The organism is Acidicapsa borealis, assembly GCF_059115245.1.
On record NZ_JCACNY010000001.1, the window covers coordinates 5163990 to 5179596 of the forward strand.

At 59.1% G+C, this 15607-nt stretch carries 13 protein-coding genes and 1 tRNA gene; 8 read left to right on the top strand and 6 right to left on the bottom strand.

Annotated features, from left to right (window positions below):
• Window positions 1-86: 86 nt before the first annotated feature.
• Window positions 87-2489 carry a phosphoribosylformylglycinamidine synthase subunit PurL gene (gene purL, locus AC5S27_RS20980; protein WP_493936508.1) on the bottom strand — a complete coding sequence of 801 codons (2403 nt, stop codon included), beginning with the start codon at window positions 2487-2489 and terminating at the stop codon, window positions 87-89.
• A 138-nt stretch (window positions 2490-2627) separates the two neighbouring features.
• On the opposite strand from purL, the gene AC5S27_RS20985 reads away from it, so the two are divergent.
• Window positions 2628-2714, top strand: a tRNA-Leu gene (locus AC5S27_RS20985).
• Between the two features lie 23 nt (window positions 2715-2737).
• Window positions 2738-3520: a DUF72 domain-containing protein gene (locus tag AC5S27_RS20990; RefSeq protein ID WP_493936509.1), complete on the top strand. Its 783-nt coding sequence runs from the start codon at window positions 2738-2740 to the stop codon at window positions 3518-3520.
• A gap of 49 nt (window positions 3521-3569) precedes the next feature.
• Here AC5S27_RS20990 and AC5S27_RS20995 read toward each other — a convergent pair whose 3' ends face one another.
• Together AC5S27_RS20995 and AC5S27_RS21000 are read right to left on the bottom strand one after the other, a co-directional pair.
• Complete coding sequence (locus AC5S27_RS20995) at window positions 3570-4955, bottom strand: nicotinate phosphoribosyltransferase (RefSeq protein ID WP_493936510.1); 1386 nt, start codon at window positions 4953-4955, stop codon at window positions 3570-3572.
• Between the two features lie 32 nt (window positions 4956-4987).
• On the bottom strand, window positions 4988-6205 hold the full coding sequence (locus tag AC5S27_RS21000; RefSeq protein WP_493936511.1) for a glycoside hydrolase family 5 protein: 1218 nt from the start codon (window positions 6203-6205) through the stop codon (window positions 4988-4990).
• Window positions 6206-6329: 124 nt separating this feature from the next.
• On the opposite strand from AC5S27_RS21000, the gene AC5S27_RS21005 reads away from it, so the two are divergent.
• From AC5S27_RS21005 to AC5S27_RS21030, 6 genes are all read left to right on the top strand, one after another.
• On the top strand, window positions 6330-7136 hold the full coding sequence (locus tag AC5S27_RS21005) for an ABC transporter ATP-binding protein (RefSeq protein WP_493936512.1): 807 nt from the start codon (window positions 6330-6332) through the stop codon (window positions 7134-7136).
• The gene (locus AC5S27_RS21010) at window positions 7124-8845 is read left to right on the top strand and encodes a hypothetical protein (RefSeq protein ID WP_493936513.1); all 1722 of its coding nucleotides are present in this window, start codon (window positions 7124-7126) and stop codon (window positions 8843-8845) included. The genes AC5S27_RS21005 and AC5S27_RS21010 overlap by 13 nt, the downstream gene beginning before the upstream one ends.
• Window positions 8846-8936: 91 nt before the next feature.
• A complete protein-coding gene (locus tag AC5S27_RS21015) occupies window positions 8937-10862 on the top strand; it encodes a (Fe-S)-binding protein (RefSeq protein WP_493936514.1) in 1926 nt (641 codons plus the stop codon).
• A gap of 10 nt (window positions 10863-10872) precedes the next feature.
• Complete coding sequence (locus AC5S27_RS21020) at window positions 10873-11466, top strand: WG repeat-containing protein (RefSeq protein ID WP_493936515.1); 594 nt, start codon at window positions 10873-10875, stop codon at window positions 11464-11466.
• A gap of 25 nt (window positions 11467-11491) precedes the next feature.
• Entirely contained in the window at window positions 11492-12268 is a 777-nt protein-coding gene (locus tag AC5S27_RS21025; RefSeq protein WP_493936516.1) for an electron transfer flavoprotein subunit beta/FixA family protein, read from the top strand.
• Window positions 12265-13236 carry an electron transfer flavoprotein subunit alpha/FixB family protein gene (locus AC5S27_RS21030; RefSeq protein WP_493936517.1) on the top strand — a complete coding sequence of 324 codons (972 nt, stop codon included), beginning with the start codon at window positions 12265-12267 and terminating at the stop codon, window positions 13234-13236. The genes AC5S27_RS21025 and AC5S27_RS21030 overlap by 4 nt, the downstream gene beginning before the upstream one ends.
• Here the strand turns inward: AC5S27_RS21030 and AC5S27_RS21035 are convergent.
• The 3 genes from AC5S27_RS21035 to AC5S27_RS21045 form a co-directional block, all read right to left on the bottom strand.
• The gene (locus tag AC5S27_RS21035) at window positions 13233-14222 is read right to left on the bottom strand and encodes a hypothetical protein (protein ID WP_493936518.1); all 990 of its coding nucleotides are present in this window, start codon (window positions 14220-14222) and stop codon (window positions 13233-13235) included. The two genes, AC5S27_RS21030 and AC5S27_RS21035, sit on opposite strands and share 4 nt — an antisense overlap.
• A gap of 222 nt (window positions 14223-14444) precedes the next feature.
• The gene (locus AC5S27_RS21040) at window positions 14445-15122 is read right to left on the bottom strand and encodes a PspA/IM30 family protein (protein ID WP_493936519.1); all 678 of its coding nucleotides are present in this window, start codon (window positions 15120-15122) and stop codon (window positions 14445-14447) included.
• A gap of 35 nt (window positions 15123-15157) precedes the next feature.
• Entirely contained in the window at window positions 15158-15589 is a 432-nt protein-coding gene (locus AC5S27_RS21045) for a hypothetical protein (protein ID WP_493936520.1), read from the bottom strand.
• Window positions 15590-15607: the final 18 nt, after the last annotated feature.

Below are 15607 nucleotides of genomic sequence, written 5' to 3' on the forward strand. Positions count from 1 at the left end.
GGAATAGGGGTCAGGGGTCAGGGATTCTGTTTTGATGGATTCGGAGAGGTCGGCGATTCCGTCGACTCCCTGGTAAAGCAACCGGCTCAAGCTGTCACCTCATCGTGAAGGGCAGCTTCGAGGGATGCGGCCCATGGTTGTCTGATGTCGGCGATTGACGTATCGATCCATGTCGTCGCCGGGCCGGAAGCGGTTTCGTCCGATGCGGTGATGTGTAGCCTGCCTGCTATGGTTTCTCCGATTAGCCAACAGGAGAGGTCTGGGTAGCCGAGGACTAGTTCTTCGATCTTTTCCTTGTTCGCGGGCGAGCAGGTTAGGATCACCTGGGTCGCTGTTTCGCCAAAGAGGGCCAGGGATGCAGGAGCGTCCGCGATGGGAACGACGCCGACGGTGGCGCCGATCCCGTGACGGAAGGAGGCCTGGGCCATTGCTGTTGCGATGCCGCCGTCGGCAATGTCACAGGCCGACGAAATCAACTGCTGGTCCGCGAGTTGGACCAGGCATTTGTGCAGCTGCCACTCGGTTTCAAGATCGAGGTAAGTCGGCTCGCCCCATAGTCCGCCGGTGATGACGCGGGCGTACTCGGTGGAACCGAACTCGGTCATGGCGATGGAGGCGACGCTGGCGCCCATGCCTTCGCCGATGAGGAGAACGAGGTCGCCTTCGCGCTGGAAATCAGCGGGGACGGCCTTCGAAACGTCGTCCAGGATGCCGACGATACCGATGACTGGCGTGGGATAGATGCCGACGCCTTTGGTTTCGTTATAGAGGGAGACATTGCCGCCGGTGATGGGAGTGCCGAGTGCGATACACGCTTCCGCGATGCCGTCGATGGCGGTGGAAAGCTGTGCCATAATCTCCGGCTTTTGCGGGTTACCGAAATTGAGGCAATTCGTTGCTGCAACCGGGACCGCGCCGGTACAGGCGACCTTGCGGCAGGCTTCGGCGACGGCATGCATTGCGCCAAGCTTCGGGTCGAGATAACACCAGCGGCCATTGCCGTCGAGGGCCATGGCGAGGCCGCGTTCGTGGCCGGGGGTGCCGGTGCCCTTGATGCGCATCACGCCGGCTTCGCCGCCGGGGCCCTGGACCGTGTTGGTCTGGACCATGGTGTCGTACTGCTCGTGCACCCAGCGCTTGGACGCGATATTGGAGCTGGCGAGGAGCTTCTTGAGATCGGCGGTGTAGTCGCGGGGCTTGTTCAGTTCGGCGAGGATTTCTGCTGACGGCTCGGCCGGGACGGGAGCTTTCCAGGTACCAACGGGGCGGTGGTAGAGCGGCGCGTCGTCGGTCAGCGATTCGTTGGGAATGTCGGCGACCAGCACGCCGTGGTGGCGGATGCGCAGACGCGGTTCCGGCTTCACGGTGCCGACGATGACGCCGTCGAGGCCCCACTTGACGAAGACGTCGAGGACTTCCTGTTCGCGGCCGGCTTCCGCGACGAGCAGCATGCGCTCCTGGCTTTCGGAGAGCATGATTTCGTAGGAGTTCATGCCGGTTTCGCGCTGGGGAACATTGTCGAGCTCGACGTCGAGACCGACGCCGCCGCGCGCGCCCATTTCGCAGGTGGAGCAGGTCAATCCTGCTGCTCCCATATCCTGAATGCCGACGATGGCGCCGGTCTGCATGGCTTCGAGGCAGGCCTCAAGCAGCAGCTTTTCCATGAACGGATCCCCGACCTGCACGTTGGGCCGCTTGGCTTCGGTGCCTTCGTGGAACTCTTCGGAGGCCATCGTCGCGCCGTGGATGCCGTCGCGGCCGGTCTTGGCTCCGACGTAAATCACGGGGTTGCCGACGCCGGTGGCCTTGCCGTAGAAGATTTCGTCGATCTTGACCATGCCGAGGGCGAAGGCGTTGACCAGCGGGTTACCGCTGTAACAGACTTCGAACTTGGTTTCGCCGCCGAGATTGGGCACACCGAAGCAGTTGCCGTAGCTGGCTACGCCGCTGACGACGCCTTCGACGATGGAGTGGTTCTTGCGGACGAGCTCGGGGGCGTCGCCGCCGGCTTCAATGGGGCCGAAGCGCAGCGAATCCATGACCGCCAGCGGGCGCGCGCCCATGGTGAAGATGTCGCGCAGGATGCCGCCTACGCCGGTTGCGGCGCCCTGATGCGGCTCGATGTAGCTGGGGTGGTTGTGGCTTTCAATCTTGAAAGCGCAGGCCCAACCGTCGCCAACGTCGATGATGCCGGCATTCTCACCGGGGCCCTGAACGACGCGGTCGCTCTTGGTGGGCAGGCGCTTGAGGTGGACTTTGGAGGACTTATAGGAGCAGTGCTCACTCCACATCACCGAATAAATACCAAGCTCTGTCAGCGACGGAGTGCGGCCGAGCGCGGAAAGGATGCGCTCATATTCGTCTGGGGTGATGCTGTGGAGGTCGAGGAGTTCCGGGGTAACGTTCGCCGGCTGCGGGACGGCGGTTTGCTCCGCACTCGCACCCACAGGCAGACTGGAATCCTGACCAGAAAAAGGAGAGGTTGTCATCACGGTCACATTCCATTGTCGCATGGCTTTCACATGGAAACCAGGCGATTGACGGCGATCCGTCGGAAGTCTCAGTGGGAGTTGGAGATGACTCTGGAAATAGGTTTATGCGATACTGTCAGCTCAGCCCACCCCAAGGCCGGGATGGCGGAACTGGCAGACGCAGCGGACTCAAAATCCGCCGAGGGCAACCTCGTGGGGGTTCGACCCCCCCTCCCGGCACCAAGATATTCGCTTAAAATTGCAGGGTGACTCGAAAAGCGCGCCCGCGTGCAGACAGGTCAGAGGCTCCGCAACTGGCGGGAAAGGCGGTTCGTTCGCCTGGGCGGATTTTCCTTGGAACGTCTGGCTGGGCGTACTCGAGTTGGAAGCCGGATTTTTATCCCCAATCGGTCCCGCAAAAGAAGTTTCTGGAATACTACGCAAGTAAGTTGAACTCGGTTGAAGTGAACTACACGTTCCGCCAGTTACCGACGGAGCGCATGCTCTCTGGCTGGTTGGGTTTGACTGACACCGACTTCCGTTTCTCATTCAAGGCTCCGCAACGGATCACGCACATGCTTCGGCTGAAGAACTGTTCCGATGCCGTTGCGGAATTTTCGAGCGCGCTTACTCCTGTCGTGGCGGCCAGGCGGATGGGTTTGGTGCTGTTCCAGTTCCCGCCCGACTTCAAAGCCGACGCGATACGCCTTGACTCGTTTCTTACGGACGCGAAATCGGGCGGGCTGAGGATGGCCTTCGAGTTCAGGCACGATTCCTGGTTTTGTGATGAAGTGTATGCCGTGCTGCGGAGTCATTCCGTTGCGCTGTGCGTTGCTGAGAGCGACGATCTCGAGACGCCGGAGATTGTAACGGCTCCGTTCACCTGCTACCGATTCCGAAAAAGTAAATACGATGCCGCCAAGCTGGTAGCGATTGAAAAACAACTGCGGACACGATCCGCTGAGGGCGATGTCTTCGCGTATTTCAAGCATGAGGAACGGCCGGACGGAGCACTGAGCGCTCGAAAGATATTCAGGAAACTGCACTGATATCCAGATTGTGAAGAGCCTTTCGGCATCAGAGCCATCTGCAAGCAGCTTATACAGTGGGAGGAACGTTTGTGACTCCGGCTGTGCCGAACACGCGGCGGTACCGCGCCACTTCTTCTTCCGGGCCCGTCGCCTTCGCGTAGTTGTCGGAGAGCTTCACTGCGGGATGTCCATTTGCGTCGGTCAGCTTGCACACCAGGCTGATCGGGTCCAAGCCGATCTTGCCATCGGGGTCGCAGCCGCGGAAGTCGTTGGTCAGCAGCGTTCCCCAGCCTGAGCTGAAGCGGATCTTTCGCCTGGGTGTCCACTTGTGCGGGTCGAGGAAGTCTGCGGCGCTCTGAAAATCCTTTGGTGTGAAGCCGTTCCTGATCTCGCCTGAAAAGTGCGCATGCAGCCCGAGGATGTCCTCTACATCCAGACCGTCGGATGCGATGATGAGCTTCTTTTCCGGGTTGCGGCCGCGCTGGTTGAGCCACTGGATGTACTCTTCGCCTGCCACGTATGGGTTCTTGCTATCGATGCGCTGCCCTGTCCAGTCGGCGACCCAATCCGGTGCGTCCGCGAGGAATTGCGTTGTGCCGAATGTGTCCGGAAGCATGATCAACAGCTCTTTCTGATACGTGCTCTGCCATAGATCGAGCATCCTGTATTGCGCAGCCTTCAACTCTTCATCATTGGTGGCCATCGCAGCGATGGCCATGGGCAATTCATGCGCGTTGGTGCCAATCGCTTCGAGATCGTGCTTGTACGCCAGATACGTATTTGAGGAACCAGAAAACGTCGCGCCGAGCGAATCGCGCATTGCCTTCACGACATACTCCTGCCATAGAAAGCTGTGCCTGCGGCGTGTGCCAAAGTCCGCTACTCTCAGGCCGGGAACTCCGCGCAGTCGCTCGATCTTGCTCCATAGATGCGCCTTGGCGCGTGCATACAAAATATCGAGCGAGAACTCGCTTTTCTCGCGCAGGCTGGCGCGGGTTTTCATCTCGCTCAGGATGGAGAGCGCGTAGACCTCCCATAGCGTTGTCTGCGTCCAGAGCCCGCTGAAGGTCAGGCTGAATTCTCCGTTCTGGATGGACAGCTGATAGTCAGGCAGCTCGAAGTCACGCGCAAGCCACTCGATAAAATCAGGCTCGAAGATACCCCGCTTACCGTAGAAGGTATTGCCGGCAAGCCAGATCAGCTCCGACTTATGAAAGCGCAGGGTGCGCACGTTATCCAACTGCATGCGCAGCTCATCGACGTTGATGCGCTCGGACAAATGAACCGACGTGCTGCGATTGACCAGCGTGAACGTAACGCGCACATCGGGAAAGTGCTTCCAGATGAATTGCAGCATGAGCAGCTTGTAGAAGTCCGTATCGAGCAGCGAGCGGGTGATGGGGTCGAGCTGCCAGTTGTGGTTATGGGCCCGCTCCGCCAGGTTCACGATCATGCTTGGATATCCTCTGAGTCCGCGATTCGCTCTTAGTTTACTTGGGCGCCCAGGGCTTTCAGGTAGCCGGGGTTGGGGGAGGCGTTTTCAACGCGGATCTTCCGCAAGAGATCCTGGAAGGCCGCGTGCGAGTCTTCAAGTGAAGGCCGCCCTGCCACGGATGTTTCTGTATCGCCCATGCCATAGTGTTTCGCGGCATAGGCAACAATCTCGTCCCAGTGCTCTGGCCTGGCGAAGGTCACTGGTGCTGATTTCGCTTCCATCTTCTTGTAGGGCCAGAAGGTCCAGCTGATCTGATTCTCATCGAGCAGCGTGCGGAACTTGGTGATCCACTCGTCGTCGTTCTCGCCGGATTCACTCATCCATATAGGCACGTTGTACTTGTCGCGAAACTCAAGGTATGGCTTGATCTCATCGATGACCGGCGGCATCCAGTATTTGTGAAACGTGTACATCACGTTCTTGTCGAAGGGAGCGCTGAAGACGCCGAAGTTGGTATCCCACTGCGCGCCGCCGAGGATAACAACATGATTTGTATCGACAGACCGCACCGCTGCCACCAGCTTGCGATACACCGGTTCCAGCTTTGAGTTATACATTTGCAGCCTGGGATAATTCGGGATGGGTTCGTTGAGCAGGTCGTAGCCAATCACCGTAGTGTCGTTGTGATAGTGCGCGGCAATGCGCTTCCAAATGTCCGCTGTCTGCTGCTGGCTGGCTTCGTCTTCGTAGAGCCAGGGATATCCCCAGCTATCATCAATGTTCGCGCCGGTCTGGCCGCCGGGTGCGCAGTGCATGTCGAGAATGACGTACAGATGATCTTCCTTCGCCCACTGAACCACATGGTCCACCAGATCGAAACCTTCCGTGTTGCCGGGTGCAAAGAATTTGAAATGAAAGGGAATGCGGATGGTGTTGAATCCGGCCCTGGCAATGAAGTCGATGTCCTTGTGCGTGATGTAGGCGCTGCGATATTCGTGCCAGAACTTTGCCGCCTCTGTGGGTCCGATGAGCTCATTGGCCAGCGCCTCGATCTCGCGCGGTGACTGCGGACCATGCTCGAAGCGGAACATGTATCCTTCCTGCACCAGCCAATTGCCCAGGTTGGTGCCGCGCAGCATCACCTTCTGGCCATTTGCGTCAACGAGAAACTTGCCCTCAGCATGCACAAAGCCGCTCTTCGCGTGCGATGCGATCGAGAGCAGGCAGGTAGAGATTGCGAGAATGAAACTCAGTCCCAGTTTGCGCAAAATTCCAGACTCCTTCATTGGGCACATACGATGCCGTGCCCACTCTACATGACTCCACCTTGCTACCCGCAAGGCGAGGAAGCTGGTGGAAGCTTGACGACTTTGCAGTATCCTCATCACAGCTATGAATGCTGCGATCTCCACGACCGGACTCACCCGACGCTTTGGCGATTTTGTCGCCGTGCAGAACGTCAACCTCAACGTTGCTCCGGGCCAGTTCTACGGTTTCCTGGGGCCGAACGGCGCGGGGAAATCGACGACGATCAAGATGCTGACTGGTCTGCTTGCCCCGACTTCAGGCAGCATCCAGGTGCTCGGTCTCGACTTTGCGACACACGCGCTGGAGGTCAAGCGCCAGATCGGCGTTGTGCCGGAAGGGCTTGCCCTGTTTGGGCGGCTGACTGCTTCGGAGTATTTGCGCTTTGTCGGGCAGATGTACGGCCTCGACAAGGCCACTACGCTTGAACGCAGCGAAGAGCTTCTCGAGTTCATGAATCTGGCCCAGGAAACGAAGAAGCTCATTACCGACTACTCGCACGGTATGCAGAAGAAGCTGGCGTTGGCCGCAGCCGTCATTCACGGACCAAAGATTCTCTTCCTTGACGAGCCCTTCGAAGGCGTGGACGCCATCGCCGCCGGCACCCTCAAGCAGATGCTGCAGGGCATGATTGCCCGTGGCGCGACCATCTTTCTCACTTCGCATGTGCTTGAGATTGTCGAGCGGCTGTGCACACACGTCGCCATCATCAACCACGGCGAACTGATTGCCAATGGTTCGCTCGAACAATTGCGGGCTGGTGTGCACACGCAAGCGGACTCCGACGGAGCTGCTGCGAAGCTGACGCTCGAAGAAATCTTCATTCGCATCATCGGCAAGGAAGGCGGCGCGGACGGAGTGGCTTCGGAACAGGAGCTGTCATGGCTGGGATGACTCCCGCAACAGTGGCGACCTCAGCCGGCCTCTCTGCGCAGCAGTTTCGCACGATTGCGTGGCTGCGCTGGCGCATCTTCGTCAACTCCATGCGCTTCAAGGGCGCCGTGGGCGAACTGGTCGCCAAGATCATCTCGTATCCGTTCCTGGCCGTGGTCGTCTTTGGTCCGGCGGTTGGGGCGGCCTTCGCTTCGTATTACCTGGTCCACAAAGGCATGGATGCTTATCTTGCGATTCCGCTGTGGATCCTATTCTTCCTTTGGCAATTCGTAGGCGCCAGCACCTCGGCAACCGGGCCATCGTTTGACCTCTCCACGCTGACGCGCTTTCCGCTGCGCTACCGCGACTACCTGCTGATGCGGCTGTCGTTTGGACTGATGGACCCGCCGACGCTTGCCGGTATCACCTGCCTCATCGCTATGACTCTTGGAGTCACGCTGGCCGCTCAAGCCATGCTACCGTGGGCGGGATTTGCTTTCCTCGCCTACGGGCTCTGTCTGATCCTGTTTTCGCGCATGGTCTACTCGTGGACGGAGCGCTGGCTGGCCCGGCGTAAGACGCGCGAGTTGCTTACCGGAGCCATTCTCCTCGGCTCACTTGCCTTTCAATTCGCAGCGCAATTTGTACAAAAGCTCAGTAGAGTCAGCAGCGGCCCGATGAACCCGCTCCTGCTCAAGACAGGGAAAGCGCTGGTGGCCATCAACTGGTTTCTGCCGCCGGGCCTGACCGCCAGCTCCATTGAGCATATGCACCACGGAGGGGCCTTGATCGCGGTCGCAGCCATGGTCGCACTGCTGGCTTACGCCGCAGGGTTTCTGGCAATCCTGCATCTGCGCCTGCACGCGGAATATATGGGGGAGAGCCTCAGCGAGGCACCGGCGGCCGTTTCTGCAAAAGCAAGAACGCGCAGGAGCCGCAGCTCGGGGGCCACAACGGTGACAGCCTCCGGGCCTGGTTCCCTGCTCTCCCCGGCCGTGGCAGCAAACCTGGTGCGCGAGATCCGCTACCTGCTGCGCAGCGGACCCAAGCTCTACGTGCTGATCATGCCGGTCTTTGTGGTGGTGCTCTTTTCCATGCGCAACTCCGGCTTCGAGGCCGTGGGTATGCGCCGCAACGCCTTCGCCACGTTTCTCTTCGCGTACGGATGCGCCTATATGCAGTTGATTTTTGTCGGTTTACTCTATAACGCATTCGGCAGCGACGGCAGCGGCGTGCAGTTCTACTTCCTTGCGCCGGTCCGGTTTCGCGATGTGGTGCTGGCCAAGAATCTGCTCATCGCGGGCATCTTCGTCATCGAGGTAGTGCTGATCTATGCAGCCTCCGCATTCCTGGGAAAACCGTGTCCGCCAGACCTGACCGTGGCGACGCTGGCCTGGTGCGCCTTTACCCTGCTGCTGAATATGAGTATCGGGAATATCCGCTCGATCGTTTCACCGAAGGCCATGGACCCGGCGAAGGTGCGCAGCCAAAATGTCTCCGGCCTGAACAGCCTGATCAGCATCGTCGTGGTTATCGTTACCGCTTCGCTTGGATCGCTGATGGTGATGGCATGCCACTATCTCGGTGCGAGCTACTGGCTGGCTGCGGGGACGTTTGGAGTGCTGGCAGGGCTGGCTGGTGTTCTGTATGCGCTGGTGATGCGCAATATGGATGGCATTGCCGAAAAGAACGCCGAAAATCTGACTCGCGTCCTGAGCAAGGTGGGCTAGCAACAGTCACGCGGGGGCAGGCCGGGGCCGGTGTGCCAAACCTGCACCGAATCGGGTACAAAGGTAGGCGAGAGGATTCAACGGACCAACCATGCCTTTGCTCATCGAACCGCCAGCGTCCGCTCTCGCGACCAGCCTGGGAATATTGGCAGGACCTGGCCAGTTTCTGCTGGCCGAAAAGCTGTTGCTTGTCGCTTTAGTGGCTATTTCAGCGTGGCTCTTCTGGAAGCGCTTCGGCGTTGTGCTGAACAAGATTCTGGCCTCACGCAAGGATGAGGGCTTCCGCCTCTTCCCTCTCGGCAAGCGCGTGTGGGACTTTTTCTGGGAAGTTCTCTGCCAGGCTAAGGTCATTCGCGAACGGCCACTGCCCGGCCTTGCTCACGCCTTCGTCTTCTGGAGCTTTCTTGCCTTCGCCCTGGTCACGCTGAACCATCTTGCGGTGGGCCTGGGTATCGGTTTCCTGGACCCTGCGGGCATATTCGGACGCTTCTACTTCTGGTTCGCCGCAGCCTTCGCCGTTGCCTGCGCCATCTCGATCGCCGGCCTCTTCATCCGGCGATTCTTCGTACGGCCTATCTGGCTTTCCCGCGAAGGTCACGCCATTTCCTGGGAATCCGGCATCATCGCCGGGCTCATCTTCGCGCTGATGGCGACCTATCTCGCCTCGTTCTACGTGGCCGATGGTGGTGTCGCAGCGAAAGTTCTCTGGTGGACGCATACGTTGTCGCTGCTGGTGTTCCTGCCGCTCGTTCCACACACCAAGCACTTGCACCTGATCCTCAGCCCGTTCACCATCTTTCTTTCGCGCGGCGGCTTCAGCCAGATTCCCGCGCTTGCCGGAGATGAAGACTTTGGCCTGGTCACAGGCAAGGACATCACCCAACTGGTCGCACTGCAGGCTTACTCCTGCGTGGAGTGCGGCCGCTGCACCGAGCACTGCCCTGCTGCCAATACCGGAAAGAGCCTTAATCCGAAAGAAATCATCCTGGGTGTGCGCGGCTATTTGAACGAATACGGACCTACGGCTGAAGAACTCCTCCTAGGCAAGTACAACTCGCAGGAGTCGGCCTTCCAATGCACTACCTGCGGCGCATGTGAGTTCCAGTGCCCGGTTGGGATTGAGCACCTGCCCATCATCGTTGGGCTGCGTCGCGGAGCGGTGAATACTGGCGAGTGGGAAGACTCGCACGGGACGAAGTTGTTCCTGGCTATGGAGCGCAATTCAAACGCTCTCGGCATGAGCGCGATGGAACGCGACAAGTTCGTGCAGAAGGCTGAGCTGCCCATCTTTGACGGGACACAGGAATATTGCCTTTGGCTCGGCTGCATGGGCGGGTACGATCCCAAGGGACGAGAGATTATCAGCTCCTTTGTGGAGGTGATGCGTTACCTTGGCACCAGCTACGGCGTCATGCGCAAGGAGAAGTGCACCGGTGACCCAGCGCGACGGCTTGGCAACGATCTCGTTTTTCAGCAGCTGGCCGAGAGCAATCTCGAAGCCATGCAGCAGCAGAAGGTGAAGAAGATCATCTCCATCTGCCCGCACTGCGTGCGCACCATTGCTGAAGACTGGAAGGAGTTCGGCGTATCGCCGGAGATCGAGCATCACAGCGAATTTCTCGCCCGCCATCAGGCGCAATTGCCGAAGAACAACACAGGGGAAAAGATCGTTTATCACGACCCGTGCTATCTGGGCCGCTATCGCAATGTCTACGACGAGCCGCGCGCTGTGATTGCCTCCGCTGGAACGCTGGTTGAGGCGGAGCGCAACCGCGAGCGCAGCTTCTGCTGTGGAGCGGGCGGAGGGCTGGCCTTCCTTGGCGAAGAGACCGGCCAGCGGGTGAGCTCGGTCAGGGCGCAGGAACTGGTGGCTACCGGAGCCACTACAATTGGGGCTGCGTGCCCCTTCTGCAATACGATGTTCCGGGATGCGCTGGCGGGCGGAGAAAACTCCCCGCAGCTTTTAGACATCGCACAGATCGCGGCGGCACAACTGCCGAAGACTCTACCGAACTGAAGCAATTTACATGAACCGTTTTATCGCAGCGACGCTCACTGCCCTCTTCTCAGTGGGAATTGCGCACGCGCAAATTATCCGTAACGGTGACTGCACCGTCGATGCGGAAGTGTTGTCATTGCCCGCGTGTGCACTTGAAATTCGTTCCGGCAAGCTTTACGTTTCGAGATTCTATCTGCCTCTTTTCTTCTCTCCTGCAGGCAAAGCTCTCCAATCTGGCACGTCTAAGAACCTCGCATGGACTCGCCTCCCTCAAGACGGTTGGGCTTACTTCAATCGCTCCGGCCTTGTGATCGTTCGCAATGTTGCCACGATGGATAACGGCCCAAATGCATTTCACGGTGGCCTTGTGCGCGTCACCAAGAACCAGAAGTGGGGTCTGGCGGACATCGACGGCCGGATGATTGTGCCATTCACCTATGACGGCATGCTGGACTATCAAAGGGGCAAGGGCTGGCCTGCATGTAAAGAATGCAAGTATGTGCGCAACGGCGAGTACGGCTCCTTTGAAAGCGGCCAATGGGTATCGCTCGATCGGCACGGCAAGGTGCTCCTTCCAGCCCACGGCTCCAATTCAGCAGACCACAAAGGCCTCAACCATTAGCTAGAATCTTCTAGCTGAGGAAAATATGAAAATCATCGTAGCTATCAAGCAAGTGCCGGAACGCGATGCGCGCATTCGCATCGACGCTTCGGACAAGTGGATCGACCTCACCGACGTCGAGTTCATGATGAACGAGTCTGACGCCTACGCGCTCGAAGAGGCGCTGCAGCTCAAGGAAACCCACGGCGGCGAAGTGATCGTCCTGTCGGCAGGCCCAGAGCGAGTCGGCAAGACAATCCGCGAAGCGCTGGCCAAGGGCGCTGACCGCGGCATCCATATCGAGAGTGATAACCTTGCCGACTTCGACGCGCTCGGCGTAGCGCGACTGCTGGCAGCGGCCATAAAGGACGAACAGGCTGACCTGATCCTCACTGGTCTGCAGTCCGACGATCTCGGCCTTGGCCAGACGGGCGTGATCATGGCGGAACTGCTCGGCCTGCCCCACGCCAGTTTGATTCTGAAGATTGAGAAGACAGACAAGGGGATTAAGGTACTCCGCGAGCTGGAAGACGGCTGGTTCCAGCATCTTGAACTGCCGACGCCCGCGCTCCTCACGATTCAGTCCGGCAACAGCAAGCTGCGCTACGCCACTCTGATGGGCATCAAGAAGGCCAAGACCAAGGAAATCCGTCTTGTCAGCCCGACGGAATTGGGCTCTGACCAGCCTGCCGGGCGCGTCGTCACTCTCGAAAAAGTGACCCTGCCGAGCAAGCAGCGGACCACCCAGATCCTGACCGGAACCCCGGCGGAAGCAGCCGCCAAACTGGTAGAAAAGCTGCAATTCGAGGTGCGAGCGATATGAGCAGCGTCCTGGTATTTCTTGAAATCAAGAATCTCGAAATCAGCCGCATCTCGCTGGAGGCCCTTGCCGCCGGCCACACACTCGCAGCCAGCCTGAGCCTTCCTGTGGATGTTGCGGTGGTCGCGAGCGCATCGCACCCTATCCTCTCCACGATCAGCGGCAAGGCTCCTCGCACGGTATACGCGATCGACAATACTCTGCTCCACGCGTACACGCAGGAGGGCTACAGCGAGGCATACCGGCAGCTCGTCGAGCACGCAAAACCCAGCTACGTCATCCTGCCACACACCTACCAGGTGCGCGACTTTGCCCCGCGCCTGTCCACAAAATTCAACGAAGTCCTTATCAGCGATGTGACCGGCTTCGAATCAGGTCCCGTCTTTGTGCGCCAACTGCTGCAGGGCAAGCTCAACGCCACTTACAGCCACTCCGGTAGTGGACCTTGCTTCCTTTCCGTGCAGGCCGGAGCCTTTCGCGCCGATGAACCCACGGGCGGCGAAACCACGGTAGAGCCATTTCTGCCGAGCCTGGACGCTACTCAGATTCACACCGTACCTGGCGAACCCTTCCGCCAATCGGCGCAGACCGTCGATCTCAGTTCAGCGCCGATTCTTGTTTCCGTTGGCCGCGGCATCAAGGAGGAATCGAACCTGTCTATCGTGCAGGATCTCGCGACGGCACTTGGGGCGGAACTCGCGGCTTCGAGGCCTATCTGCGACGCGGGGTGGTTGCCGATGGAACGGCAGGTCGGCAGCTCCGGCCAGACCGTTGCCCCAAAGGTCTATCTCGCCATTGGGATCAGCGGCGCTATCCAGCACCTGGTCGGCATGAAGGGCTCGCAGTGCATCGTGGCGATCAACAAGGACGAGAACGCGCCTATTTTTGAGGTTGCAGACTATGGCATCGTCGGGGACCTCTTTGAAGTGGTCCCGGCGCTGACGGCTGCCGTCCGCAAAGCCAAAGGCTAGGGCTTGGCTTTGGGGGTTTGGGCTTCCTGGGCGTCTTTGGCTTCCTTATCAAGGGCAGCGGCCTGCTTGCGCTGCCTTCTGCGTTGCAGGTACTGGGTGAAATCGGGGTAGAACTCCTCCAGCATGGAGCCGATGCCGCCCTCGGCCGTGACCGTTGCAGCGCCTTCGAAAGTGGCGCCAACGCCACGCTCGTCCGCCGGTAAGTACACGTTGGAGATGCCTCCGCTGATTACGTTCCCGACCAGATTCGAGTAATTCGGCTCCCATTTTCCGGTTCCATCATGCTTGGCCCGGATGTTGGTCAAAAGCGCATACGCGATGCGATGCTTCACAGGCCCTTTCCCTAGGCGGAAGTAGCGCGGATCCTGGTGCCAGAGCGAAGGGAGGACCGCGTTGCCCCAGAAAGCTCCGTCGAATGTGTCGGCATAGTTCTGGCCGAATCGCTTGCCGTAGCCGCCAATGCCGCCACCGTACCCGGGATGCGTCCCTTCCGCCTGACCGATCAGAGCCACAAACATCGAGAATCCGATCGTTGCGGGATCTTTCTCCGTTGAGAACATGAGCTTGAATTTTTGTTTTGGCGTCAGCGGAACAGCGTCCGAGATATAGCTGGCATTGAAGTTGGGCAGAATTCCGATACGCTGCTTTTTCTCCTGCGCAAGCTGCTCCTCGGCGATCTGCTCCTTGGTCTTCTGCGGGGTTTCGGCCTGAGCCGTCGGCTTAGATTGATCCGTAGAGGACGAGGTTGCCGCAGTCTGTGGCGGAGGAGCCGCAGATGGAGGCTCTTGCGTCACGAGCAAATCAGAACTGGCCGAGGTTGAGAACAGCGGCAACGGCGCATCCGGCAACTCCGCTGCAGCGGTGAGTGCGCGAGCCGGAGCTACGCCTTCGTGGGGAGTCGTCTGTGCCGGCAAAACCGCAGAAAAACAAAGAGTTATGATTCCTAGGGTGAGACACGAGTGTAGCTGGGTGAGGCGAGCAATCATGCAGGTTTTCCGTCTCCGGGGTGTTCCAGGGAATTGGTGGCATAGCCGCGACGTGTCGCCTTCACGAGCTCAAGAGAGAGCAGGAAGCCCCTATCAGGGTAACCGATGTATCTTTAGACGACGAAAGTCGCCCTGAGGTCGCCGAAATCGCACAACTTGTGCAGAAAGCCGCGCCTGTTCAGGAAACAGGCGCGGCCAGGACCATTTCCGGTCGGAGGACGGTTATTCGTGGACCGGCGCTGGTAAAGAGTTTCGCTCCTTGATCTGCCCCAGCAGGAATTCCACCTGCTCGTGCTCCTCAAGGCTCTGGAATTGGTCTTCGAGGGACTCCGGCACCAGGATTTCGCTGGCTGCAGCATTCTCTGCCGCATGCTGCCGCACCTTACTCTTCATCCGCCCCAGCGCCTGATCCTGACTGACGCCGACCGTCTGCCGGGCATGCGTTGCTCGCCCAACCACCTTGGCGCGGCGATGCTCGGCCATCAGGATTTCGCACTGCGCCCGCGTTTCGCTCAACTTCTGGTCGAGCTTGCGTAGCGTCTGCCGCAGGGTGTCGGCTTCGAGCTTCTGGTCTTCGGCCTGCTGGGCAAAGCCCCTGGTCAGGCGGTCGAAGCTCAGCGCCCGTTCCAGCGCGCCACGAGCCATGTCGTCCTTGCCCTTGGCGACGGCCAGTTCCGCCTTACGTTTCCACTCGGCGGCCTCTTCCTCATGCTCCTTACGCTTGCGTTCCAGAAGATGCTGATCGGCGATTGCGATGGCCACCTGTGTCTTCACCTGCATCAACTGGTTCTCCATGTCGAGAACCAGCTGCTTCAAGAGGCGTTCGGGGTCTTCGGCCTTTTCGATCAGGTCATTGAGGTTGGCGCGTAACAGCGTGCTTACTCTCTCCAGCAGTGCCATGGTTTACTCCTCCGTGTTGCGTGTTTGGGCCGTACTTACTTTTCCTTGCTTGGGGTTGTTGGTGCTTCGTCGACTGTTTTCACCAGTGGAATGCCGTTGTTGCCGCTGGGAATATAAATCGTGGTGTGGTTCGGGCTGTTGGCCATCGTCATCTGCGACTGAATCGCTTCATGCTGCAGGTAGCGATCGGTCAACGTCGCGTTGATGATCTGCTGGGACTTGGCGATGCCCTCGGCATCGACGATGCGAATCTGCGCTTTCTGCTTCTCTACCTGCACCAGCTGCTCGGTCTGCTGAATGCGCAGCTCGTTCACCTGGATCTCGTTGGATGCGTTTGCGCGCACCTGATAGCGGCCGTATTCCGGGACGCCCCAGAGCAACAGTGCGAGCACTACGATGACCACCACGCCCAAGACTCCCACACCACGCATTGCCCTGCCTGAATTGACAGTACGAATGTCGTTCATAGTATTTGTTGTTCTCCT

What these genes read in the sequence shown, in the direction of transcription:
- purL (WP_493936508.1), bottom strand. Translation starts at nt 2,489, where the DNA reads ATGACAACCTCTCCTTTTTCTGGTCAGGATTCCAGTCTGCCTGTGGGT.
- AC5S27_RS20995 (WP_493936510.1), bottom strand. Translation starts at nt 4,955, where the DNA reads ATGATCGTGAACCTGGCGGAGCGGGCCCATAACCACAACTGGCAGCTC.
- AC5S27_RS21005 (WP_493936512.1), top strand. Translation starts at nt 6,330, where the DNA reads ATGAATGCTGCGATCTCCACGACCGGACTCACCCGACGCTTTGGCGAT.
- AC5S27_RS21010 (WP_493936513.1), top strand. Translation starts at nt 7,124, where the DNA reads ATGGCTGGGATGACTCCCGCAACAGTGGCGACCTCAGCCGGCCTCTCT.
- AC5S27_RS21015 (WP_493936514.1), top strand. Translation starts at nt 8,937, where the DNA reads ATGCCTTTGCTCATCGAACCGCCAGCGTCCGCTCTCGCGACCAGCCTG.
- AC5S27_RS21020 (WP_493936515.1), top strand. Translation starts at nt 10,873, where the DNA reads ATGAACCGTTTTATCGCAGCGACGCTCACTGCCCTCTTCTCAGTGGGA.
- AC5S27_RS21025 (WP_493936516.1), top strand. Translation starts at nt 11,492, where the DNA reads ATGAAAATCATCGTAGCTATCAAGCAAGTGCCGGAACGCGATGCGCGC.
- AC5S27_RS21030 (WP_493936517.1), top strand. Translation starts at nt 12,265, where the DNA reads ATGAGCAGCGTCCTGGTATTTCTTGAAATCAAGAATCTCGAAATCAGC.
- AC5S27_RS21035 (WP_493936518.1), bottom strand. Translation starts at nt 14,222, where the DNA reads ATGATTGCTCGCCTCACCCAGCTACACTCGTGTCTCACCCTAGGAATC.
- AC5S27_RS21040 (WP_493936519.1), bottom strand. Translation starts at nt 15,122, where the DNA reads ATGGCACTGCTGGAGAGAGTAAGCACGCTGTTACGCGCCAACCTCAAT.
- AC5S27_RS21045 (WP_493936520.1), bottom strand. Translation starts at nt 15,589, where the DNA reads ATGAACGACATTCGTACTGTCAATTCAGGCAGGGCAATGCGTGGTGTG.